Origin of the sequence: Actinomyces sp. oral taxon 181, from assembly GCF_018370895.1 — a bacterium.
Lineage (GTDB): Bacteria > Actinomycetota > Actinomycetes > Actinomycetales > Actinomycetaceae > Pauljensenia.
Genome location: NZ_JAGYZL010000003.1, coordinates 35,077 through 58,365, shown reverse-complemented (window position 1 = coordinate 58,365; position 23,289 = coordinate 35,077). Strand labels below are relative to the sequence as shown.

Sequence of the window (23,289 nt, the reverse complement as noted above, 5' to 3'; positions counted from 1 at the left end):
AGGTTCGTCTCGATCATGAACCTTCTCGTGAAGGGTCAGTGGGATGAAGCCGGGTCGGGAGTGATGCTTGGATCTCCGTCGACAAAATATTTGTTCGTGTCGTGGGGATTAACGACGGAACAGGTGACCTCATAGGTGCTCTCAGTCGTTGCGCCCTTAGGGGTAGCGGTGAGGGAAGCGGTATAGGTATATTTCGAGTCCCCGCTCTCGGTTTTGCCCTGGTTCCTCACGGAGCGCGTCTTGATGATGCTGATAGCATCCATCTTTCCGGACTCGTCTACCGCTTTATAACAAGCCTTTCGGCTTTCTGTAGTGATCTCAATAGTGATCCCCTCGTCGAGGTAAGACGAAGTAGCAGTCGGTGAACTTGATGCGGATGACGATGGATCAGACGTGGTGCTCGATGAACCACTGCGGATGAGCGCTCGCATCAAGAAGAAACCGCAGATGATGGCTAAGACGATAGCAACAGCAATCCATACTCCAGCACTGCCTCTTTTCTTAGGCGTCTGTGGAGCCTGGGGTGCTTGGTACTGTCCTGCGGGGACAGGAAAGCCTTGAGGAGCGGGAGAAGCGGAGTTTGGAGTGAATTGAGACATGGTGTCCTTATCGATCTGCTCTGTTAATTGCCAACCTTGTCGAAGTTTATGTTTTAAATCATCGTCTGTAAAAAGTTCCTCTTTCGAATGTGTCCGGAAGCGCCTTAGTTAGCGCGGCGAATTCTTGCGTGTGGGAGGGACGAATGAAATGTGAACGCCAGTAGCGAACCGCGGTCTGAGCGCGCAGCGCCTGTGCGGCCTCGTCGATAGAATGGGCGCAGCTCACTAGGCGGCAAACGAAGCCCAGCGCGACCACTCACCGACCACGCGCGAGGGCTAAGCAAGGAGGACTCATGGCTGGCGAATCATTCTTCACGCACGATCCAAACGAGGAAACACGCGCAGCGCGTGCGGAAGATGACACCCAGCTTCACGGCACGATTCCCGCAGATCTTATTCCCTACCTTGAAGAAGCTGATCGCGTTGATGATGAAGAATCAGTCAGCGACGATCAGCAAGAAGAAGTGAGCGAACGTGATCTTGCCCTGGAGGCTTTGGCTCTGAACTCCATGCTCTTGGGTCCGGATCCTTCTATTGTTGCTGAGCTCGAAGGCGACTACTCGCAGTGGGGTGAGGACTGGGAGGAAGAGCTTGCTGAACGCCGCGCAGAAGATGCGCATCGCGAGGCCCTTGATGATGCCGCACACACAGCAGCAGTCCTCGAGCGAGTTGAAGAAATCTACCAGCAGATCATCGCTCGCGTTCCTGAGCACCAGGTTCAGCCGACCCTTGATCGCGTGACCGAAACCCTGGACATCTTGGGTGACCCTCAAAATAGCTACCCCAGCGTCCACATCACCGGAACGAATGGGAAGACCTCCACGACCCGCATGATCGATGCGCTCCTGGGTGCTTTTGGCGTGCGTACCGGTCGCTTTACCTCGCCGCATCTGGTTGATGTTCGTGAGCGCATCACGATCGAAGGTGAGTCAATTTCTCCCGATGAATTCGTTCGCACGTGGGAGGATATTGCACCCTACATCGAGATGGTTGACCGTGCCCACGCCGAAACTGACGGCACGAAACTGTCTTTCTTCGAAGTCTTTACTGTCATGGCCTTCGCGGCATTCGCTGATCACCCCGTCGATGCTGCCGTCGTCGAAGTTGGTATGGGTGGTCGCTGGGACGCAACGAATGTGATCGATGCCGGTGTTGGCGTCATCATGCCCATCGCGATCGATCACGAAAAATGGTTGGGCTCGACAATTCGTGAAATTGCGGAAGAAAAAGCAGGCATTATCAAGCCTGGACAGATCGTGATTGTTGCTAAGCAACAAGAAGAAGCTCTCCGCGTCATTGAAGAGCGCGCCGCCCAGGTCGATGCGATTGTTCGCCTTGAAGGCAGGGACTATGAAGTCCTGGATCGTCAGCTGGGAGTCGGTGGGCAGATGATCACCGTACGTACGCCCGCCGCGGTCTACGAGGATGTTTTTGTCCCTCTCTTCGGTGATTACCAGGCAAGCAATGCGGCAGCTGCCATCGCAGCGGTTGAGGCCTTCATGGGAGGTCGTGCGCTAGACGCCAAGGTTGTCGAGGCCGGAATGCTGAGCGCCACATCGCCGGGGCGCCTTCAGGTCGTGCGTCACTCGCCGACGATTATCGTTGACGCCGCGCACAACCCCGCGGGCGCGCACACTCTGGGTGAGTCGATTTCCGAGGCCTTTGACTTCGAGCGAGTGGTCGGCGTGTACTCGGCAATGGGGGATAAGGATATCGAGGGAGTTCTCGGTGAGGTCGAACCCTATCTGGATTCCATCGTTATCACGCAGATGCCGGGGACTCGCGCCAAGCCTGCAGAAGAAATTGCACAGATCGCACGCGAAGTTTTTGGCTCCGACCGCGTGGATGTTCAAGAAGACATCCTCGAAGCAATTGCGACCGCAGTGAACCTTGGTGAATCTGGAGATGAAAGTGCACCTGTGACGGGTGTTGTCGTCTTCGGTTCGGTTTTATTGGCCGGCGAGGTTTTGCGATTAATGGATATTCGCCCCTGAACACCCGAGTTCTCTACTCGAATGCCCTAGTATTTTCAGGATGTACGCGGGTATTATGAAGCGAAGGTCCTGATCAAAGGGGTGGATACGGTTGACTGAATCGCAAGTTGTCATCACCGTCCGCTCAGATTCGCACCCTGCCCTCGCGTTCATTTCCGGTGGCGGTGGCGGACATGAGCCCCTTGACTCCGGATTTGTTGCTCCTGGGATGCTTCATGCCTGCGTGACGGGGCCTCGTTTTACATCACCCTCAGCACCTGACATTGCCCAGTTGATGGAAGAAGTTACCGCCGAACTGGGCGTGAACACGATTGTCGCATTGGTGAAGAACTACACCGGCGATGTAATGAATTTTGAGTTGGCCGCAGAGCTGGCGGCAGCTTCCGGGCTTGAATGCATAATGATTCGCGTCTGTGACGATTGCGCGACTCAAGAGGTGTCTCAAGGCGCTCGCGGAATTGCGGGGACCGTGCTCTATGAGAAGATTCTGGGCGCTGCAGCATGGCTGGGACAGACCAGCGAAGAACTCGCCTCGCTTGCCAAGCAAATCAGCGAATCCATTGTCAGTTACGGCGTCGCCTTCCGTGCTCCCTCATATGAGCAGGGTATTCCCGTTTACGATATCCCCGCAGGACAGGCCGAGCTGGGAGTGGGGATCCACGGCGAGAGGGGAGTAGATCGTCGTACCTTCTCGCAGCGCCGCGAAGTGATTGAGCACTGCGTCGATGAAGTCTTTTCCAAACTTTCCCCCGGAGATGATCCTTTGATCGTTTTGGTCAACGATCTTGGACAGGCAGACCCCAATGACATTGAAAGCGCGCTTCTGAGCGTCAATGAACGCGCAGAAGGCCTAGGTATGAGTATTGCGCGCACCAAAGTTGGACGATTCGTCACCAGTGCGGACATGGACGGGCTGTCAATCACACTTATGCGCGCAAATCCCGATATCCTTAGCCTTTACGATGCTCCGACACTTGCCCCCTCATGGAGTGAATAATGACCACCATCAACACACAATGGCTCGAGCAATGGATGGACCTTTGTGCCACCGCTTTGCTTCGAGATGAAGAACGACTGACCGAACTTGACCGACAGATCGGTGACGGTGACCACGGCATCAATATCACGCGTGGCTTCTCTGAGGTTCGTCAACTCCTTGGACAGCAGGCTCCTGCCTCCCTCTGCGAAGGGCTCACCCTGGTCGCAAAGACCTTGCTTGCTCACGTTGGCGGGGCCTCGGGTCCACTGTATGGAACCGGCTTCCTTCGCGGAGGTCGCGCCATTGCAGAGCATCCCGACCTCGGCGCCAGCGAAACAATTGCCCTCCTGTACGAGGCCATTGCGGAAGGTATTGCCCACCGAGGGAATGCCGAGGCCGGGGATAAGACCATGCTTGACGCGTGGCTTCCTGCCGCTCATGCCGCTCGCGATGCGTGTGAGAAAGGTGCCTCTGTTGATGAGGTTCTCTCCCGCGCTGCCCAAGCTGCGCAGCGCGGCGCTACCCTCACCGAAGGAATGAAGGCTCTGAAGGGGCGCGCATCCTACCTGGGTGAACGTTCCGTTGGGCATCTAGACCCGGGTGCCGTTTCATCCGCAATCATCATCATGCAGGCAGCGCGCGCTGCCGCTGAAGAATAGGACACCCCAATGGCGCGTGTTTCTTTTGTGATCATTTCTCACAGCCATGAACTGGCAAAGGGAGTCGTTGACCTCGCGACGCAGATGGCCCCCGATGTTCACTTTGAGATCGCGGCTGGAGATGACACTGGTGCTTTGGGTACATCCATGCACAAAGTAGAAAACGCGCTCGATCGCGCTTTGGCGCAGGTTCACAAACCAGGTGATGAAGAATGCTGCAGGGGTGTTCTTTTGATGTGTGACCTTGGCTCGGCAACCATGGTGGCCCAGACAGTCCTTGAACTCCGGGGCGATCCAAAAGACTGCATGTGCATCAATGCACCACTTGTTGAGGGCACAATTGCTGCAGCTGTTGCTGCACGAGGCGGATTGGGACTTCGTCAAGTTGCTGCAGCTGCCTATCAGAGCGTCATCGATATGGCGGGTAGAGCGCGCAGTGAACTTGGGCAGATCACTAGCGTGAGCCTTGATGCGAATTCGAATGTTCTTTCATCCCTTGATGCATCGAAGAAGTTTCGCGAAGCCGATATGGTTGTCACTGATCCTGCAGGCTTACATGCACGTCCGGCCGCTCTTCTTGTCCGTGCACTCGCATCCTTGGACGTCCAGGTGTGGATCAACGATGTCGATGCCTCGTCTGTTCTTGAAATTATGTCCCTGGGAGTACGTCATGGTGAGCACGTCCATGTTCGCGCTCAGGGGCCTGATTGCGACAAAGCGCTGGAACTTGCCCGCGATATGCTCGAGGGTGGCACGCATTGATCAATAATCCGCTGAAAACCTCCAGGAAGCTTTAGGCTGGGTCTCGTGCACCTGAAAACCCTGTCCCTGAGAGGATTCAAATCCTTCGCTAGCGCAACGACTCTTCGCCTTGAACCGGGGATTACCTGTGTCGTCGGTCCGAATGGTTCCGGCAAATCTAATGTCGTTGATGCTCTTGCCTGGGTGATGGGGGAGCAGGGGGCAAAAACTCTTCGTGGTGCCAATATGGCGGACGTGATCTTCGCCGGCACATCTGGCCGGGCCGCATTAGGGCGTGCTCAAGTCGATCTCACCATTGACAATTCAGATGGTCTTCTCCCCATTGACTATTCCGAGGTCACTATTTCGCGCACGCTTTTTCGCGGAGGTGGAAGTGAATACGCCATCAATGGAACTCCCGCTAGGCTCTTAGATATTCAAGAGCTCCTGTCGGATACCGGTATGGGCCGACAGATGCATGTCATTGTCGGCCAAGGCCAACTGGATACGATTTTGTCCTCGACTCCTGAGGAACGACGTGGCTTCATTGAAGAAGCAGCAGGCGTGCTCAAGCACCGCAGGCGGAAAGAGCGCGCGCTTCGAAAGCTCTCAGATATGGATCAGAACCTGGTTCGTGTTCTTGATTTAACCAGTGAGATTGAACGTCAATTACGTCCGCTTGCCCGTCAGGCAAAGATTGCCCGGCGTGCGTCGATCATTCAGGCGCGGGTACGTGATGCGAAGGCACGATTGCTTGCTGATGATTTGGTGATTGCTCGCGACAAGCTTCGTCGAGGTTCCGAGGACGCGGGCACACAGCATGAACGCTTGACCTCCCTTCAAGAGGAAGAAGCACGTGCACAGGCGCGTATCCGTGAATTGGAAGCAGAGGAAGAGCAGCGCCATCCGCATGCCGCGCAGGCAATGGAAGAATGGCAAGCTCTCACCGCAATCGCTGAACGCCTCAACGCGACAATGACGATTGCTCGCGAACGAGTATTGACGCATTCTCAGCCAGAGTTGGCACCGCAAAGCGAAGACCCAGCTTCTCTGGACGAACGTGCGCAGGCAGCAAGCCATGAGGATGCGCAGATCCTTCAGCGCGTGCAAAGTGCTTCAGAACGCGTCGATCAGGCGCTAAGACAGCGCGGTGAGGCTGAAAAACGTGATGACGAGGCCCAGCGTGCCCTTGCGCAGGCAAATCGTCTGCTTGCCGATTATCGCGAAGCAAGCGCACGACTGAGTGCTGGGGTGGCCTCGGCTGCATCACGTCTTGATGCTGCGCAATCGGAAGCGCAACGTGCGGCGCATCAACTGGATGCGGCGCGAGAGCGCGAGGCTCAAGCTGCGCGCGAGGCCGAAGCCTATTCGGAAAGCGATCCCCAAAACGATTCAACTGCCTCGAAAGCCCTGAATATCGCGCAAGCAAAGCGAGAGGAAGCACGCGAAAAGGTCGATGAACTTCTGGTGCGAGAGCGCGATGCTCGGGCAGAACGAGCTCGCTGGGAGGCACGCCGCGACGCGCTCGCCCAAACGCTTACTCCCAGTGACGGCACCGCCTCGTATATGAGTGCTCCCGGTGCGAAGGGTGACCTACCCAGCGCACTTCACATCCGTGCTGGCTATGAAAACGCAATCGCCCAATTGCTTTCTCCTTTTGCCGATGCCCTGGTCATCGATACCCCAGAATATGCGTGGCAGACCGCTGCCGATGCACGTCAAAAGGCGCAGGGCCAAGTGCGTCTTCTCATCGACGATGCCTCGAATTCTCAAAAAGCGCCGAAACTTGATGGCCTTGCAGGTGCATGGGCAAAGGATCTCGTCACTTCGACAGCATTCGATGGGCTTGTCGATGCTCTTCTCGTGGGTTCATGGGTCTGTGAGACTCTGGAGCAAGCTCGCCAAGCCTTGACACATCCAGAAATCGAACGTGTTGCCACGACTCGGGGAGATGTTCTCTCACGGACATCCATGTTGGTTGCAGGCGAAGAAAGCGCATCACCACTTGCACTTCGCGCGCAATATGAGGAAGCAGCTGGCGCAGCAAGCGCAGCTATGGAGGAAGAACGACGTGTCCAAGAAGAACTGACACGTGCCAACGCCGGACTCGACTTGGCAGTTCGCGGTGCGAATCAGGCTCTGAAGACCCTTCGTGAAGAAGATGCGCGTCAAGCAAAGATTGCGCAGGAAGCCGCGCGCGTTCACAGTGCCCTTCGAGCTGCCCGCGCTGAGACGACTCGCGCCGAGGAGACCCTCAAACGCGCGCAAGAACAGTTGGAGCAGGCGCGCGAATCTCATGAGAATGCACAGGAACGGCTGAAAAACGCAGCCATCGAGGCACCCGATGTTGATCTTGAGACCGCTAGCCGTCACGCCGAAGAGTGCGCGGCAGCCGCACGTGCAGCCCGCGACGAAGAAACCCAGGCGCGCTTGGCTTTACGAGCTGTAGAAGAAGAGTCACGAGGCGCCGCGTCCAGAGCGCGAAATCTTCGCCAAGCCGCCGCACGAAGTCGTGAAGAACGCATTGCTTATCAGCGGCGGGAGGAACGCCGTCGGCGTGAACTGTCACGCGCTCAAGGAGTCTTGGAGGAAGCGCAGAAAGGTTATGCTCGCGCTCAGAGCGCGGTTGCCTCAGCAAAAGCGCGCCGTGATGCGATTGAAGAATCACGAAAGGCTGATTCGGAGAAACTGACTGCCGTACGTCGAGAACTTGATGACGTTCGCTCGCAGATCTCGCAGCTTACTTTAGCCTCGCAGCAAGCTGAGATTCTGCGTGCCGAATTGCGGATGCGGGTTGAACAATTAGAGACGCGTGCCATGGAGGAGCTCTCTTTAGAAGGCGATGAACTGATTGAGCACTACGGTCCGCACAATCTTGTTCCTGTTTTGAGTGAAGAATCCGCAGAATCAGATGTCGAGGCAGTAGACGATGCTGATATCCCTGCTCGACCCTATGTTCGTGAAGAGCAGGTTCGTACCCTTGATCAAGCACTGAAAGAGCTTGAAAAACTTGGACGCGTCAATCCGCTGGCCTTGGAAGAACATGCAGCACTTGCCAAACGCCATGAGTTTTTAGTTGCCCAGGTACAGGATCTAAAGAAATCTAAGTCTGATCTGTTGACAATCATCGACGATGTTGATCGCTTGGTCCAGGAAGCATTTGAGGAAGCATGGGCGGACACCGCGCGCCACTTTGAGCATGTTTTTAGTGTTCTTTTCCCCGGGGGAGAGGGACGTCTGGTTTTGACCGATCCTGATTCCATGCTTGATACGGGGATCGAGATTGAGGCGCGACCTGCTGGGAAGAAAGTTAAACGGCTCTCTTTGCTTTCGGGTGGAGAGCGCTCTCTGGCAGCTTTGGCATTCTTGGTTGCAATCTTTAAAGCTCGTCCTTCTCCCTTCTACGTGATGGATGAGGTTGAAGCGGCTTTGGACGACATCAATTTGTCGCGTCTGCTGGAAATATTTAAAGAACTTCGCGCGACTTCGCAGCTGATTGTCATCACTCACCAAAAACGTACGATGGAGATTGCGGATGCACTCTATGGTGTGACGATGAGAGATGGCGTGACGCGTGTGGTTTCTCAGCGCCTCAATGATTGAAACGAATAAATCGTGTCCACTTGGCACAGTCGCGTGTGGGATGGGAAAGTTAAGGCATGATTGAAGGAATTGCGGTCTACATCGTCACGATGATCGTCATGCTTGCCATCGCCTCGGCCGTCATTTTAGGTTTTGCATTGCACCGGCGAAGTGCTGATCAGTGGAGAGATCATCTGCGCAATCAGTCCGGGCAAGAGATCCCCACCCAGATTCCGCACATTAGTGTTCGTGAAGAGAACATGAACGCTGTCCTTGAGTCCTCAAAGGGCTCTCGTGGGTACATGGTGGCCGATGGCCTTCCAGGTTTTGAAGCCGTTGAAGCAATGACTGAGCGCATTGAAGATATCGCTACCAGGCGTGGGGCACACGCGAAGCCCGCCCCAACTGAGGTCGATACCTCGAAAGATGCATAAGAGAAGCGCACTAAGGGAAGATTGACCTATGCAGGCTGTCATGGACTTTATTCATAACCCCGTGGCCCCCATCATTTTGGCGGGCGTCATTGTCGTTCTTGTCGCGGTTGTTTCGTTTGTTGTGCGTTCGCTCAAGTCGTCACGCACACACAGTGAAGTGCCCCCATCGACCTCCGTTGTCGTAGAGGCTTCGCTTCCGCAAGCTCAGGAAAGTGAAGCCGAAGGCGCGCAGCGTTCCCGAGATGGTCCTACAGCGCAAACCGCTGACCACTCCGAGGCTGCTGCCCCTCATGGCGAGCACGTGTCTTTGCAGGAGGAAACCCCGGCCTCGGGAATTGAAGAGGCACGCCCGGGAACCGCTTCTGTTGAGGTCCCCGAATCCATTCCTTCACGAATGGGACGTCTTCGTGCACGCTTGGCGCGTTCGGGAGCTTTGGGTAAATCCCTTCTTTCTTTGCTCTCTCGCGGCGATCTATCCGCTGCGGATTGGGAAGAGATGGAAGATTCTCTTCTGGTCGCAGATTTGGGCTTGGAGGCAACCGATGAGTTGATGGAAGCCCTTCGCACGCGAGTGAAGGTTGAGAACACTTCAGATCCACAGGTTGTGCGAGCTCTTTTGCGCGAAGAACTGCTCAAGCTTGTTGATCCCAATATGGATCGCTCTGTGAACTTAGCGGTTCGAGATGTTGACGGCGTTCAAGTCCCCGCGACTATCTTGATGGTTGGCGTGAACGGAACTGGTAAGACGACAACCACTGGAAAAATGGCACGTATTTTCCGCGCCGAAGGACACGAGGTTCTGCTGGGGGCGGCGGATACTTTCCGCGCTGCTGCCGCTGAACAGCTTGAGACTTGGGGAAGTCGTGTCGGCGTTGATGTTGTCCGTTCTGATCGTGAAGGTGCTGACCCGGCATCCGTTGCATTTGAATCGGTTGAAGAAGGTATTCGACGGGGCTGTGATGTCGTCATGGTCGATACCGCGGGCCGACTTCAAACAAAGTCTGCGCTCATGGACGAGCTGGGTAAGGTCAAGCGCGTGATGGAAAAGCGTGCACCAGTCAGCGAAGTCCTTCTGGTTCTGGACGCGACGACCGGTCAAAACGGTCTTCGACAGGCCGAAGTTTTTGCTGAGGTCGCTGGGGTAACAGGTATTGTGCTGTCCAAGCTGGATGGCTCAGCTAAGGGCGGAATTGTTGTTTCAGTCCAGCGAGCATTGGGTGTCCCCGTCAAGTTTGTGGGACTTGGAGAAGGGCCGGACGACCTTGCCCCCTTTGATCCGCAGTCCTTTGTTGATGCAATCGTGGGCTAAAACCCACTACTCTTAACATTTAGTTATTTAGAAATTGTGCTCGTGAGGAGTAGTCACAGTGGCTTTCTCGGATCTTTCTGATCGTTTGACCGCGTCTTTTAAGAGGCTCCGTTCGCGCGGAGTTTTGACGGAATCTGATGTCGATCAGACTATTAGCGAGATTCGTCGTGCCCTGATCGATGCTGACGTTGCTCTTCCTGTCGTTCGTCAGTTCACCACTCAGGTTCGCGAGAAGGCGTATGGAGCGGCTCGTTCCCGCGCGCTTAACCCCGGCCAGCAGGTTGTCCGTATTGTTCATGATGAACTTGTTGAGATCCTGGGTGGCGAAACCCGAGAGCTGCATTTTGCTCAGCGAGGCCCGACAGTTTTCATGCTCGCGGGTCTGCAGGGTGCCGGTAAGACGACTTTGGCCGGAAAGCTTGGTAAGTGGCTGCGTGAAGAGGGAAAGAGCGTCCTGCTTGTCGCCTCTGACCTTCAGCGTCCCAATGCTGTCGGCCAGCTTCAAATTGTCGGTGAGCGCGCGGGCGTTCAGGTGTGGGCCCCCGAGCCGGGTAACGGTGTTGGTGATCCGGTTCAGGTGGCGCGTTCCGGTTTGGACTATGCGATCACTCACGGCATCGATGTTGTGATTGTCGATACCGCGGGCCGTTTGGGTGTCGATCAAGAGATGATGGATCAGGCGATTGCTATTCGCCAGGCCGTCAATCCGCACGAAGTCATGTTTGTCCTTGACGCTATGATCGGTCAGGATGCGGTCAATACCGCGACCGCATTCCGTGACGGTGTTGGTTTCACCGGTGTCGTGCTTTCCAAGCTCGATGGTGACTCCCGAGGCGGTGCCGCCCTTTCCGTGCGCGGCGTAACGGGGGCTCCGATCCTCTTTGCCTCGACGGGTGAAGGTTTGGACGACTTCGAGCGTTTCCATGCCGACCGTATGGCATCTCGGATCCTCGATATGGGCGATATCATGACGCTCATCGAGCAAGCCGAAAAGCGCTTGGATGCAGAAGAAGCTGAGAAGATGGCCAAGAAGGCCATGTCTGGTGAGCTCACGCTTGATGACTTCCTTAGCCAGCTTCAGCAGGTCCGCAAGCTTGGGTCAATGAAGAAGGTTCTGGGCATGATTCCCGGAATGGCTCAGATGCGCGATCAGCTTGAGAACTTCGATGAGCGCGAAGTCAATCGCGTCGAAGCGATTGTCCGTTCAATGACTCCCGCTGAGCGTGCCGATGTTTCGATTCTCAATGGCTCTCGTCGCTCGCGCATCGCTCGTGGTTCGGGCGTGACGGTCGCTGAGGTCAATAACCTGGTCAAGCGTTTTGAGGCCGCAAAGACCATGATGGGGCAGATGGGTCAGATGGGTCCGGGAGGAATGCCCGGATTTGGTTCGATGCCCGGTAGCGGCGGTAAGGCGAAGCAAAAGGCCCAGGCGCGTAAGGACCGCGCTCAGCGCGCACGTGTTGCGAAGAAGGCGCGAAGTGGTAACCCGGCGAAGCGTCGTCAGCAGGAATTGGAGGCGATGCTTCCTCGTGAGCAGCGTCCTTCATCCCCGGCGGGATCCGCATTTGGTGTCACTGAAACACCCGCGCAGGCCCCCAATGCTCCGCGCCCAACCTTGGATGACCTTCCCGAAGATATCCGGCGTATGCTCGGCCGAGGCTGATGTATTTCGACGGGCATCTTTTTACTGATTCAGGATGGGTCAGTGGTCAGTGGAATTTAACTCCAGTAATCTCGCCCGTCGATGAGATTCCTACCTATTCGCAAGTTCTCAGTGGGTGGGCTGCACCCGCTTTCGCAGATGTCCACTGTCATATCGGTGTCGGTGCAGCTGCGACGTCTCTTGGCCGCACTCAACAGCGTGAGCAACTTGATGCCATGCTTCATGCGGGGGTGACTCTTCTACGCGATTGTGGATCTCCCGTCGACACTTCGTGGGTGAATGGTGAGTCCCGATATCCAACTCTCATTCGGTGCGGTCGTCATATCGCAAGGCCAATGAGGTATATCCGAGGTCTTGCGCGTGAGGTCAGCGATGTTCGTGAGCTACCAGATATTGCGTGTGAAGAGTGTGCCCGCGGTGACGGGTGGGTGAAGATCGTTGGTGACTGGATTGACCGTAGCGGGGGAGCACAGGCCGATCTTGAGCCTCTGTGGCCCCGCGAAATTCTTATCGATGCCGTCGCCGGAGTCCACGAGGCGGGAGGTCGTGTGGCGGTTCATGCCTTTTCCTCGCGCGTCATTGATGACCTCATTGAAGCAGGCGTTGATGATATTGAACATGCTAGTGGCATGGATAAAGATCAGATCTGCGAAGCGAAAAAACGCGGGATCGCGGTATCTGTCACCATGCTTCAGCGCGAATTGTTCAAGGAATTTTCTGAGCAGGCGGCACGTAAATATCCCAGATATTCAGCGACAATGAACACGCTGTGGCAACGCAGATACGAGCAAGCTCAAGAGCTCTTCGACTCTGGAATTACGGTCTTGCCTGCAAGTGATACGGGCGGCTACCAACAACCCGGAAGTATTCTTGCGGAACTGCGTGCCTGGGGTGAACTTGGATTGAGGCCTCGTGAAATTCTTCAAAGGGCAACGCTGGAAACGCGCCGCTATCTGGGAATTGGTGAAGGCCTCGTTGGAGGAAGCGCTGATCTTGTCGGATACTCAGCTTGTCCCGACGATATTGATGCGCTTCTTGCACCCCTTTGGGTGTGCCGAGGTGGAGAGCTTGTCGCGCTTTCGTCGACGTCTTCGCGTAAGCGGTGACCAAGACCACCGTGAATTGGCTTAGTCTGGCGCCGATTGGCTTGGAAAGACCAGCTAAAACTGGCATAATTAATCGCTGTACTCGACGTGCGAAGAGCCCTCTCATCTGAGTTCGTCGCGTCCCGGGATAATCATCGTCTGTGTTTCCCTACCTGACGTATGTCTATTCCACACCGATTTGAAACAGGAGTGACCACAACAGTGGCAGTTCGCATTCGTTTGAAGCGCATGGGCAAGATCCATGCACCCGTTTACCGTGTCGTTGTCGTTGACTCGCGCAAGAAGCGTGACGGACGCGTCATCGAAGAGGTCGGTCTGTATGATCCGACCCCGAACCCCTCGACCATCGAGATCAAGTCTGACCGCGTTCAGTACTGGCTCGGCGTTGGCGCACAGCCTTCGGACCAGGTTCGTAACCTGCTGGTCCTGACCGGTGACATCGCTCGCTTCAATGGCAAGGCAGACGCAGTGTCCCGCGTGCAGTACGCAGATGCCGACAAGGCAGCCGCTGCTGCTCAGGCGATCAAGGACGCCGAAGCCGCTGCTGAGAAGCGCAAGGCAGACGCCTCCGCCAAGAAGGCTGAGGAAGAAGCTGCTCGCAAGGCTGAAGAGGAAGCCGCACAGGCTGCTGCCGCTGAAGAAGCTGCAGAAGAGCCCAAGGCTGAAGAAGCCGGCGAGGAAGCCTGATCATGCTTGCTGATGCACTCGAACACCTGGTCAGCGGAATCGTTGATCACCCCGAGGACGTGCGGGTTTCTTCTCGCAATATGCGTCGTGGGCAGATGCTTGAGGTTCGTGTGAACCCTGAGGATCTGGGGCGTGTCATCGGCCGCGGAGGTCGTACGGCCCGTGCGCTGCGCACGGTAATGAACGCGCTTTCTCCCCGGGGAAATGTCCGCGTTGATGTCGTTGACACCGACCGCGAGTGACAACTTAGTGATCTCAAACGGGGACCTGACTTAAACAGGTCCCCGTTTGGCATACCCCCGAAAAGGATTCATCCCATGCTCATGACGGCAGCACAGATCGGACCCGCACACGGACTGCGTGGGGAAGTCATTGTGGATATTCGAAGCGACGATCCGCAGCTTTTTACCCCTGGAGAAAGCTTCTCGACCTCGAATACGGAGTTCCCCACGCTCACGCTTTCTTCAATTCGTCAGCAAAAAGATCGTGTCATCGCCCTTTTTGATGAGGTTTCAAGCCGCGAGGACGCCGAAGTACTGCGCGGCGCTCGTCTGCTTGTCGACGAGAGGGAAGAAGAAGATGCGTGGTATCCGCACCAGCTCAAGGGGCTGCGCGCACTTGATCCTCAAGGGAACGAATTGGGCGTGGTTCAAGGGCTTCAAATGGGTGCCGCTCAGGATCTCCTCTTAGTGAAGACCTCCGCAGGCACTGTCATGGTTCCCTTCGTCCATCAACTTGTTCCCAGGGTTGACATCCCAAACGGTACTGTGACGATCGAGCCGCTCCCCGGGCTTTTTGATGATCAAGCCATTGAGGCCCGCTGAGGAAGAGAAAGCCTATGCGTATCGATCTGCTGAGCATTTTCCCGCAGTACTTTGCCGCTCTTGACCTCTCTCTCATGGGGAAGGCCCGTCAAAGCGGTCAGCTGGACATTCGAGTCCATGACCTGCGTTCATGGACTCATGATCGTCATCGAACGGTTGATGACACCCCGTATGGTGGGGGTGCGGGTATGGTCATGAGGCCTGATGTCTGGGGGGAGGCGCTGGACACCGTCATCGGAACAGAGCCGGGAAAGTGCGTTCTAGCAATCCCCACCCCCTCCGGAATCCCCTTTAACCAGCGAAAAGCTGAGGAACTTTCACATTTCGACCGAATCATCGTCGCCTGCGGACGATACGAGGGCATTGATCAGCGCGTTGCTGATCACTACCGTAACCGAGGTGTCGTCGTTGAAGAATTCTCCATCGGGGATTACGTCCTCAACGGTGGGGAAGTGGCAGCCTTGGTCCTGGTTGAAGCTGTTGGTCGATTGATTGACGGAGTGATTGGGAACCCCGATTCTCTGGTTGAAGAATCCCACAGCGGTATTGGTCTCTTGGAATACCCGGTTTACACGAAGCCACAAGAATGGCGCGGGCACCAGGTTCCCGATGTATTGATGTCCGGGGATCACGCAAAGATCGATCGTTGGCGTTTAGATCGCAGTCTTGAGCGAACAGCGCAACGACGTCCGGATATCGTTGCCCGTATAGCGCACTCTTCAGCTGATCAGCTGAGTACTCGGGACAGGGAAATTCTGGCGGAAAACGGTGTGCTGATGCGTGAGGATCGCGTTGCACCCGTTGAGATTCGTGCTGCGCGCCCTGACGAGGCCGAGCGCATCAGTGAGCTTGCGAGCCTTACTTTCCCCATGGCACCTCCGGACTTTATTCCTGAGGAAGATGTCCAGGCTTTTATTTCTGATGGGTTGAATCCTCAGGTTTTTGAGGAATATCTTGCTGATCCCAACGCGCGCTGTTTCCTTGCAGACAGTGAAGGCCAGCTGCTTGCCTACACCTTGATTTTCTTGCATAGCCCGAAAGAAATGCCGCGTGGAAATGGCAAGTATCCCTTGGATGATCATGCTGCCTATCTTTCAAAGTGCTATGTGCGCGAAGAGGCTCACGGAACTGGTATTGCTGGTGCGATTCTGGAGCACACGATTCGTAGTGCCAGAGAAGAAGGCGCAAGCCAAATCGTTTTAGGAACACACATCTATAACGAACGCGCACAACGTTTTTATCGCAAGCATGGTTTTAAAAAGGCAGGAAGGCGTCATTTCCGTTTGAGTGCCAATACTGAGGCCACCGACGTCGTCATGATTCGTCCCATGGAGAGTTAGCGAAATCACCGCTTGGTGCTCACACTTCTGGGCTTTCGGGGTGTTCTTTAGTACCTGAGCTGTGGCAAAATTATACGGTCTGTGTGTGGCGTATCCTGCCGCGGGGGGCCGCCGGATCATGCAGATACATGAAGAAACGCAGGCTTGACCTGCCGAAAAGACGTGACTGACCTGCGGCAGAAGCGTCAAGGAGTGAAAATGCAAAAGCTGGACGCCGTCGATGCAGCATCGCTGCGCGAAGACATCCCTGCTTTCCGTGCAGGCGATACCGTTAAGGTTCACGTGAAGGTTATCGAAGGTAACCGCTCACGTATCCAGGTTTTCCAGGGCGTTGTTATCGCACGCCGTGGCCACGGTGTTTCCGAAACTTTCACCGTCCGCAAGGTTTCCTTCGGTGTCGGTGTTGAGCGTACCTTCCCCCTGCACGCCCCCACGATCGACAAGATCGAGGTCGTGACCAAGGGTGACGTGCGCCGCGCAAAGCTCTACTACCTGCGTGAGCGCCACGGTAAGGCCGCAAAGATCAAGGAGCACCGCTCCGGATCTGCCGAGTGACACTCGCTCGCGATATAAGCCCGGTATCCTTAAGGATGCCGGGTTTTCGCATACGTGTGAGAATTTACGGTAGACATAGGAAAGGGATCTGTTTATGAGTCGATCAGGTGCACGTGGGAGAGCCGTCCGAATGCCGGTTGCTCACGGCCCTTCGATTAAGGACATTGAGCGCGAAGAACGCCGGGCACGGAAGAACCCCTTTAATTGGCTGCGTGAGCTTGCCGTTATTGTCGTCTCTGCCTTGGTGATCTCCTCGCTTCTACGCGCCTTCATTGTGCAGGTCTTTTGGATCCCTTCTGCATCGATGCGTAATACTCTGGTTGAAAAAGACCGCATCGCTGTATCTCGAGTTTCCCACTTTACGGGAGACATCAAGCGCGGAGACGTTGTCGTTTTTGACGACACGTTGGGATGGCTTGCCAAGAGCAAAACAGATACCTCTTCGCCGTTGCGAAAAGTGGCTGAATTTACCGGATTGCTTCCGGCAGGTGGAGAACAAACCTTAGTGAAGCGAGTGATCGGTCTAGGCGGTGATCACGTGACTTGTTGTACAGCAGATGGCAAGCTTCAGGTCAATGGCGTCACGATCACCGAGCCCTACATTGCCAACCAGGGTGCGGCCTCGGCAATAACTTTCGACATCACTGTTCCTAAAGGCTCTCTGTGGGTTATGGGAGATAATCGTTCAAATTCTGCGGATTCTCGTTATCACATGGGGAATGGACAAACCCCATACGTGCCTGAAAGTGCAGTAGTCGGGCGTGCTTTCGCAGTAATTTGGCCGAGCAAACGCCTCAGTTGGTTGGGGGATCGCTCAGTCTTCGCTGATGTACCCGATACCAAATGAACGCATATCAGCAGACTTCCTCAAGCCGCGGAGAAACACCGAGGCGCTCGTCGAAAATTACTCCCACCCGTGAGTGGGAAGAAGAGCTCCAAGGTAGTTTCGGTGTGGTCGCCGGCATGGACGAGGTTGGACGCGGATCTCTTGCCGGTCCGGTATGCGTTGGCTTGGCTTTCGCTCCTCCTCCCGGGATTCCAGTTCTTCCGGGGCTTGCTGATTCGAAGATGCTCACTCTTCGCGCCCGCGAGGCTTTATTCGAGCCCGTTTTTCAGTGGAGTCCCTGTATCCAAATTGGTCAGGCAAGCAATGATGAGATCGATCGTTTTGGAATTATCGCTGCGCTTCGACTTGCCGGACGGCGTGCTTTGAAGGCCGCATCCGATCGTGGTTTTCAAGCAGATCTTGTCATTTTGGATGGAAGTCACGATTGGCTCAGCGATTCTCCGGATCTTTTTGATGATCTTGATGGTCCGCTTTATCCCGCAGTCTCTACGCCAAAGGTTTTTACTCGTGTTAAGGCGGATGCATCGTGTGCGACGGTGTCTGCTGCTTCAGTTGCCGCGAAAGTTTTTCGCGATCGCATGATGGAAGAATACGAAGACCCGGGATATGGGTGGGCATCGAACAAAGGCTATTCTTCGGCCGCGCATGTCGATGCTTTGAAGCGTTTGGGGCCCTCGGAGCTTCACCGGCGCTCATGGCGGCTTCCGGGTGTCGAAAGCTGAATTACTCGGTCGCGCTCTAAGATACTGGGAGCAACACAGGAGGCGATCATGGCTGGCGATATCGAATCGTATGAAAACAACCTCGAACTTGAACTGTTTCGCGAATATCGCGATGTCATTGGTTTGTTCAAGTATGTCGTCGAAACTGAGCGTCGCTTCTATCTGTGTAACCACGTCGATGTGCAGGCTCGTCCCGTTGGCGGGGATATCTTTTTTGAATTGACCCTGACCGATGCATGGGTCTGGGATATTTACCGTTCCTCACGATTCGTGCACTCAGTGCGCGTCGTTACCTACAAGGATGTCAACGTTGAGGAACTCAATAAGCCTGAGCTACCTCTCGCTTAAGTTGGTGTTGCTCGAGGAAAGCACGTGTCGGGTCATCCGATGCGTGCTTCATTGTCTGTTGCGCATCTCGTTGTCTCGGTGGGCGTATTGTCCACAGGGCTGACGCCTCATCGGTGTTTTCCACAGAATTTCATGTGAGCACTTCCCTGTAATCTCTGTTTTGTCATCCTTCCTTCAGCGGGAAGGAGCTGTGTTGGACTACAGAAAATACCTCGGTCAAGCGGGGGAAGACTATGCTTGTCGTTTCATTGAAGAACAAGGGCTAGAAGTTCTTGAACGGAATTGGCGCGACTCAAACCGCGGAGAGCTCGACATTCTTGCTCGCGAAGGAAATACCGCAGTCGTTGTCGAGGTTCGCACTCGCGTCGGTAGCTCCTACGGCAGCGCACTCGAATCAATTGATACACGGAAGGTACTGAAACTCCGCCGGCTTGCGGCCCAGTGGGCTCGCCAGCGCAGGCTCTTCTCAAAACTGCGTATCGACATTATCGCGTTGACGGTGTCTAGAGCCTGCGGACAAGAACTGCGAGAAGGCGGAACTGCAGATTTCTTGCGATATCCCCCGAAGATCGAATGGTTCAGGGGGATCGCATGACTTCTTCGCTTGCGCGCACTCGCGCAATCGCTCTGGTTGGCCTAGATGGAAATATCGTCGATGTTGAAACGCACGTGGGCCGTGGGTTAGTGAATTTCACTCTAGTCGGGCTTCCGGATGCATCCTTAAGAGAATCGCGCGATCGTGTTCGCTCAGCGCTCCAAGCTTGTGAGTTGGAAGTTCTCGACCGACACGTGACGGTCGGACTTTCTCCCGCTGGGCTACCAAAATCGGGCTCCGGATTTGATTTCTCCATCGCCGCCTCGATACTTCTGGCGACTTCTAAGATCCGAAGCGCAGGAGTTGCAGGTGAAGTATTCATCGGTGAACTTGCTTTGGATGGTAGTCTGCATACTCTTCCGGGGATTCTACCCGCGGTAATTTCGGCGCGACGATCGGGTATTACCCGAGTATTCGTTCCTCTTGAGGCGCGAAACGAAGCCCTTCTCGTTCCAGGGATAGAAGTGTGCGCATTCGCCCACCTCGCGGACTTCGTCCAGGCATTTGGTGGGCAAGCAAAACGAGCGCCAGTGCTTGGGGTAGCCGCTCAAGAATCGGTGCTTAAAAACACCGCGGAAGAAGAAATGCGAAGTGTGGGAGCAGGAGACTTTTCTCAAGTACGTGGGCACAACTGCGCAATCGAGGCTGTCGCCATCGCGGCCTCGGGTGGCCATCATCTCATGATGATCGGAGAACCTGGAAGCGGGAAGACGATGATGGCTTCCAGACTCCCTTCAATCCTTCCAGAACTCGAGCAAAGCGATGCCTTAACCGCTAGCGCTATTCATTCGATCGCCGGGGACTTGAGTAGCGGAGAATTGCTGACAGAACCACCATTTCAAGCCCCGCATCACTCCATGTCGATCCCTGCAATGGTCGGTGGAGGCAGCGGTCTCATCCGCCCAGGTGCCGCTTCATTGGCACATGCAGGAATTCTGTTTCTTGATGAAGCGACAGAATTTGCGCCGGCAGTTCTGGATTCTCTTCGACAACCACTGGAGTCAGGGTGGGTGCGTATCCAACGTTCAGGCCATACGGCGCGTTACCCGGCTTCTTTCCAATTGGTGATGGCAACAAATCCCTGTCCGTGTGGGCACCTGGGTGGACGAATCCGTTCGTGTTCCTGCTCTTCCATCCAAAGGAGGCGTTACCTGGCACGTCTTTCGGGACCTCTGATTGATCGCATCGACATCACACTGTCAATGCGTGTTCCCAGCCAGGCGGATCTTGCTTGTGCATCTCACTTCACCTCGCATTCACTTAAAGACAAGGTCTGCGAAGCACGTGAACGAGCTGCTCATCGGCTTAAAGATACTCAATGGCGACTGAATCGGGATGTCGCGGGCTCGTGGATTCGATCGCTTCACCCACCTTCGGATCACATCCTGAGCATGATTGACCGCTCAGTTGATCGAGGACGGCTCTCAATGAGGGGAGCGGATCGCTTACTGCGACTTATGTGGACCTGCGCAGATTATTCGGGAAAAAACTCGATTGGACTGGATGAGTTCTCTGCTGCTCTCCAGCTCAGGCAAGGAGGGGAGAACTATGGCATCGGATGAGACACCTGAACTACTCGACGAAATCTGGTGGAATAGCGTGAGCGAACCATCGGATATGCATCTTGATCTTTTACGACAGCGTTTGGGAGACGAAGAAGCAAAATCCTGGATTTTAGCTCCGGCGCCCGTAATCCCTCAGTGCTTGAGAAATGAGGAAGAAGTATTTCGTTCCTGCTGGAAGCGCTGGCGACCGCGCGCTTTGGCTGCGAATCCACACGTTGAATTGGAGATCTTGAATAAAATCGGTGGGCGTCTTGTTCTTCCGAGTGATCCTGACTGGCCACGTGGGTTTGAAAAACTAGGGGAGGGGCAGCCTCGAATACTCTGGGTCATCGGTGAGATGCCAAAGTCTCCTTCTATTGCAATCGTTGGTGCTCGAGCCTCATCGCACTATGGAAACGAAGTAGCTAGTGAACTGGCTTCGGAGCTGTCTCATCATGGTTATGGGACAATCTCGGGCGGAGCAATAGGAATAGATACCGCGGTGCACCAGGGAAGCGTGAATGTCCGAGGCCAGACCTGCGCCTACATGGCTGGCGGGTTAGGAAACCTCTACCCAGCCAGTAATAGCGACCTTTTTCGTGCGATTCTCAGGTGTGGAGGGGCATTAGTATCCGAAGTCCCCTGCACTTTCCGGCCCGCTAAGTGGCGCTTCTTAGGAAGGAACCGCCTGATCGCTGCCGCTGCCGCTGGGGTTGTCGTCGTCGAGGCTTCGCTGCGCTCGGGTGCACTAGCAACTGCGCGTTGGGCACTTGAGATGGGGACCCCCGTTGGCGGTGTTCCCGGTTCGGTCTATGCTGAGGCCTCACGAGGCGTCCATGAACTGTTACGTAATGGCGGGATAATCGTTCGTGACTGGGCAGATGTCATCGACATGATCGGGGAGAAGCTTCCTGAAGAAAACCAGATGCCACTATTTGGGGACCCAACAACTCCCGATGATGGGATCGATGCGCTCGAACCGCTGATGCGCAGAGTATTTGAGGCGCTTCCGCAGAGGCGTTCAATGACGATTGAAAGAGCGGCAGTTGCTGCTGGTCTGGATGAGGAAAGCGTGAAGATTGCGCTTGTTCGGCTTCAATTAGAAGGTTATGTCGCAAACGATGAGCGCGGCTGGCACCGAAGTAAAACCCCGCATCGCTAAACTGCACGGTATGGAGGAAAGACTGCTGGAGGCGTGGGAGACCTACCTGCGCGCTAATGTTGCAGTTTCTCCGCATACCTTGCGTGCCTATACCGCAGACTTGCACTCATTTCTTCAAGATTCCGGTACTGAAGAGATCACAGCAGAAAACGTCAATGATGTTGTTACCTTGCGCGCAATTCGTATGTGGCTTGCAGATGAACTTCGCAAGGGGAATTCACGGTCAACTGTGTCACGCAAGACTGCCTCGATACGCTCATTCACGGCGTGGGCGCACCGTCGGGGTTATCTCACAACTGATCCTGGACTGCTCGTGACCAGCGCTCGCGGTGATCAGAAGCTTCCTCAGGTCCAAACAGTTTCTGACACTGAACGCCTCCTTGCATGTGCTGCGCGCCAAGCCACTGATGATCCCTCGCCGGCAACAGTACGAGATTGGGCGATTCTGGAGACCATTTACGCAACTGGAATACGTGTGAGCGAAGTCTGCTCCTTGGATACGACTTCGGTTGATCAACAGGGAATGACCCTTCGCGTGATCGGTAAAGGAAACAAGGAACGCATTGTTCCGTTTACTCGAACTTGTCTCAACGCCCTTCAGCGTTGGCTCAATGGGCCAAGGCAAGAGCTTTCCCATCCAGAAGCGGGGAAGGCGCTCTTTGTCGGAGACAAAGGTAAACGCATCGATCCGCGCGTAATCCGAGGAATGCTCCACCGCATGTGCGCACGTGCCGGGGTTCGAGATATTGCACCTCACGCCCTTCGGCATACCGCGGCAACGCATATTTTGGCTGGGGGAGCCGATCTTCGGGCGGTGCAAGAAATGCTTGGACATTCCTCGCTTCAGACGACACAGAGGTATACGCATGTTGATGCCCAGCGTCTGAGTGCGATTTATCGGCAAGCGCACCCTCGTGCCTAGTGTGTTCAAAGGGTTTTAAGCCGTGGGTGCCCAGTGAGCATTCGCAATGGGTTGATATATCGAGTGCGTGAGACTTTCGCGCCCCAGTGAATCTCTCCCTCTCGAATAGATGTGCTTGTCCATTCGCTCCCTAAGGGAAGAACTGACGCAATTTGCTCTCCGCGCCTCACGCTTTGGCCGGTGTGCAGCGTGGTAACCACCGGTTCGAAAGTCGAATGGATCCCGCCGCAGTCAATTGAAAGAACCTTTCGACCAGCGAGCTCGGCACCGTAGATCACCCTGCCGTCGCATGGTGATTCGATTGTTCCTTGTGGATTATGGAGGTTGAGCCATACTCCCCGAGATCCACTGAGCCAGGTCTTATCCGGTGGGTTAAAAGCTTTAACCAGGGTGAAGCCGCCTCTGAAAGGCTGGTGCCACTGCGAAGTGGAATCGTGCGGAGAGGCACCATATGTTGGTTGGACTAGAAATCCGAAAACGACGAATGCCACCAGCCCTATGTGTGTCAGCATCTTGCGAAGATCAGGAAATGTCGCCATAGTCCACGATCTCTCTAAAAGTCATCTGTATGCATGAGCATGCTTGAACCTGTGGAAAACACGGAGAGGACGTACGACCTGTGGATAAAAAGTGAGCAATCACAAGCTCAATTTCGTCATTGCACACCTTCTGAAGGC

The 23,289-nt window shown here is 55.1% G+C and carries 22 protein-coding genes; 21 read left to right on the top strand and 1 reads right to left on the bottom strand.

Annotated features, from left to right (window positions below):
* Window positions 1-35 precede the first annotated feature (35 nt).
* Entirely contained in the window at window positions 36-599 is a 564-nt protein-coding gene (locus tag KHW85_RS02160) for a hypothetical protein (RefSeq protein ID WP_291458617.1), read from the bottom strand.
* A 293-nt stretch (window positions 600-892) separates the two neighbouring features.
* Here KHW85_RS02160 and KHW85_RS02155 point away from each other — a divergent pair, with 293 nt between their 5' ends.
* The 21 genes from KHW85_RS02155 (at window position 893) to KHW85_RS02055 (ending at window position 22,612) form a co-directional block, all read left to right on the top strand.
* Window positions 893-2,593: a folylpolyglutamate synthase/dihydrofolate synthase family protein gene (locus tag KHW85_RS02155; RefSeq protein ID WP_291458616.1), complete on the top strand. Its 1,701-nt coding sequence runs from the start codon at window positions 893-895 to the stop codon at window positions 2,591-2,593.
* A gap of 91 nt (window positions 2,594-2,684) precedes the next feature.
* Window positions 2,685-3,590: a dihydroxyacetone kinase subunit DhaK gene (locus tag KHW85_RS02150; protein WP_291458615.1), complete on the top strand. Its 906-nt coding sequence runs from the start codon at window positions 2,685-2,687 to the stop codon at window positions 3,588-3,590.
* Complete coding sequence (gene dhaL / locus KHW85_RS02145; RefSeq protein ID WP_291458614.1) at window positions 3,590-4,231, top strand: dihydroxyacetone kinase subunit DhaL; 642 nt, start codon at window positions 3,590-3,592, stop codon at window positions 4,229-4,231. The genes KHW85_RS02150 and dhaL overlap by 1 nt, the downstream gene beginning before the upstream one ends.
* Window positions 4,232-4,240: 9 nt before the next feature.
* Window positions 4,241-4,993: a dihydroxyacetone kinase phosphoryl donor subunit DhaM gene (gene dhaM, locus KHW85_RS02140; protein ID WP_009748050.1), complete on the top strand. Its 753-nt coding sequence runs from the start codon at window positions 4,241-4,243 to the stop codon at window positions 4,991-4,993.
* A gap of 45 nt (window positions 4,994-5,038) precedes the next feature.
* A complete protein-coding gene (gene smc / locus KHW85_RS02135; protein WP_291458613.1) occupies window positions 5,039-8,575 on the top strand; it encodes a chromosome segregation protein SMC in 3,537 nt (1,178 codons plus the stop codon).
* 56 nt (window positions 8,576-8,631) lie between these two features.
* Window positions 8,632-8,988, top strand: a complete 357-nt coding sequence (locus tag KHW85_RS02130; protein ID WP_178706222.1) for a hypothetical protein — start codon at window positions 8,632-8,634, stop codon at window positions 8,986-8,988.
* Window positions 8,989-9,016: 28 nt separating this feature from the next.
* Entirely contained in the window at window positions 9,017-10,297 is a 1,281-nt protein-coding gene (gene ftsY / locus KHW85_RS02125; protein WP_291458612.1) for a signal recognition particle-docking protein FtsY, read from the top strand.
* 58 nt (window positions 10,298-10,355) lie between these two features.
* The gene (gene ffh / locus KHW85_RS02120) at window positions 10,356-11,960 is read left to right on the top strand and encodes a signal recognition particle protein (RefSeq protein WP_178706229.1); all 1,605 of its coding nucleotides are present in this window, start codon (window positions 10,356-10,358) and stop codon (window positions 11,958-11,960) included.
* The gene (locus tag KHW85_RS02115; RefSeq protein WP_178706231.1) at window positions 11,960-13,066 is read left to right on the top strand and encodes an amidohydrolase family protein; all 1,107 of its coding nucleotides are present in this window, start codon (window positions 11,960-11,962) and stop codon (window positions 13,064-13,066) included. Before ffh ends, KHW85_RS02115 begins: the two co-directional genes overlap by 1 nt.
* Before the next feature lie 201 nt (window positions 13,067-13,267).
* Window positions 13,268-13,753 carry a 30S ribosomal protein S16 gene (gene rpsP, locus KHW85_RS02110; RefSeq protein WP_019127084.1) on the top strand — a complete coding sequence of 162 codons (486 nt, stop codon included), beginning with the start codon at window positions 13,268-13,270 and terminating at the stop codon, window positions 13,751-13,753.
* A gap of 2 nt (window positions 13,754-13,755) precedes the next feature.
* Window positions 13,756-13,995, top strand: a complete 240-nt coding sequence (locus tag KHW85_RS02105) for an RNA-binding protein (RefSeq protein WP_019127083.1) — start codon at window positions 13,756-13,758, stop codon at window positions 13,993-13,995.
* Between the two features lie 75 nt (window positions 13,996-14,070).
* A complete protein-coding gene (gene rimM, locus KHW85_RS02100) occupies window positions 14,071-14,577 on the top strand; it encodes a ribosome maturation factor RimM (RefSeq protein ID WP_178706233.1) in 507 nt (168 codons plus the stop codon).
* A 14-nt stretch (window positions 14,578-14,591) separates the two neighbouring features.
* Window positions 14,592-15,917: a tRNA (guanosine(37)-N1)-methyltransferase TrmD gene (gene trmD, locus KHW85_RS02095; RefSeq protein WP_291458611.1), complete on the top strand. Its 1,326-nt coding sequence runs from the start codon at window positions 14,592-14,594 to the stop codon at window positions 15,915-15,917.
* A 198-nt stretch (window positions 15,918-16,115) separates the two neighbouring features.
* Window positions 16,116-16,472, top strand: coding sequence for a 50S ribosomal protein L19 (gene rplS, locus KHW85_RS02090; RefSeq protein ID WP_019127080.1), 357 nt, complete (start codon window positions 16,116-16,118; stop codon window positions 16,470-16,472).
* Window positions 16,473-16,602: 130 nt separating this feature from the next.
* Window positions 16,603-17,319 carry a signal peptidase I gene (gene lepB, locus KHW85_RS02085; RefSeq protein ID WP_291458711.1) on the top strand — a complete coding sequence of 239 codons (717 nt, stop codon included), beginning with the start codon at window positions 16,603-16,605 and terminating at the stop codon, window positions 17,317-17,319.
* Entirely contained in the window at window positions 17,316-18,041 is a 726-nt protein-coding gene (locus KHW85_RS02080; RefSeq protein ID WP_291458610.1) for a ribonuclease HII, read from the top strand. Before lepB ends, KHW85_RS02080 begins: the two co-directional genes overlap by 4 nt.
* Window positions 18,042-18,089: 48 nt before the next feature.
* Complete coding sequence (locus KHW85_RS02075; RefSeq protein ID WP_009748064.1) at window positions 18,090-18,389, top strand: DUF2469 domain-containing protein; 300 nt, start codon at window positions 18,090-18,092, stop codon at window positions 18,387-18,389.
* 190 nt (window positions 18,390-18,579) lie between these two features.
* Window positions 18,580-18,984, top strand: a complete 405-nt coding sequence (locus tag KHW85_RS02070; RefSeq protein ID WP_291458609.1) for a YraN family protein — start codon at window positions 18,580-18,582, stop codon at window positions 18,982-18,984.
* Entirely contained in the window at window positions 18,981-20,546 is a 1,566-nt protein-coding gene (locus KHW85_RS02065; protein ID WP_291458608.1) for a YifB family Mg chelatase-like AAA ATPase, read from the top strand. The genes KHW85_RS02070 and KHW85_RS02065 overlap by 4 nt, the downstream gene beginning before the upstream one ends.
* Window positions 20,533-21,690, top strand: a complete 1,158-nt coding sequence (dprA, locus tag KHW85_RS02060; RefSeq protein WP_291458607.1) for a DNA-processing protein DprA — start codon at window positions 20,533-20,535, stop codon at window positions 21,688-21,690. The genes KHW85_RS02065 and dprA overlap by 14 nt, the downstream gene beginning before the upstream one ends.
* A gap of 10 nt (window positions 21,691-21,700) precedes the next feature.
* A complete protein-coding gene (locus tag KHW85_RS02055; RefSeq protein ID WP_291458606.1) occupies window positions 21,701-22,612 on the top strand; it encodes a tyrosine recombinase XerC in 912 nt (303 codons plus the stop codon).
* Window positions 22,613-23,289 lie beyond the last annotated feature (677 nt).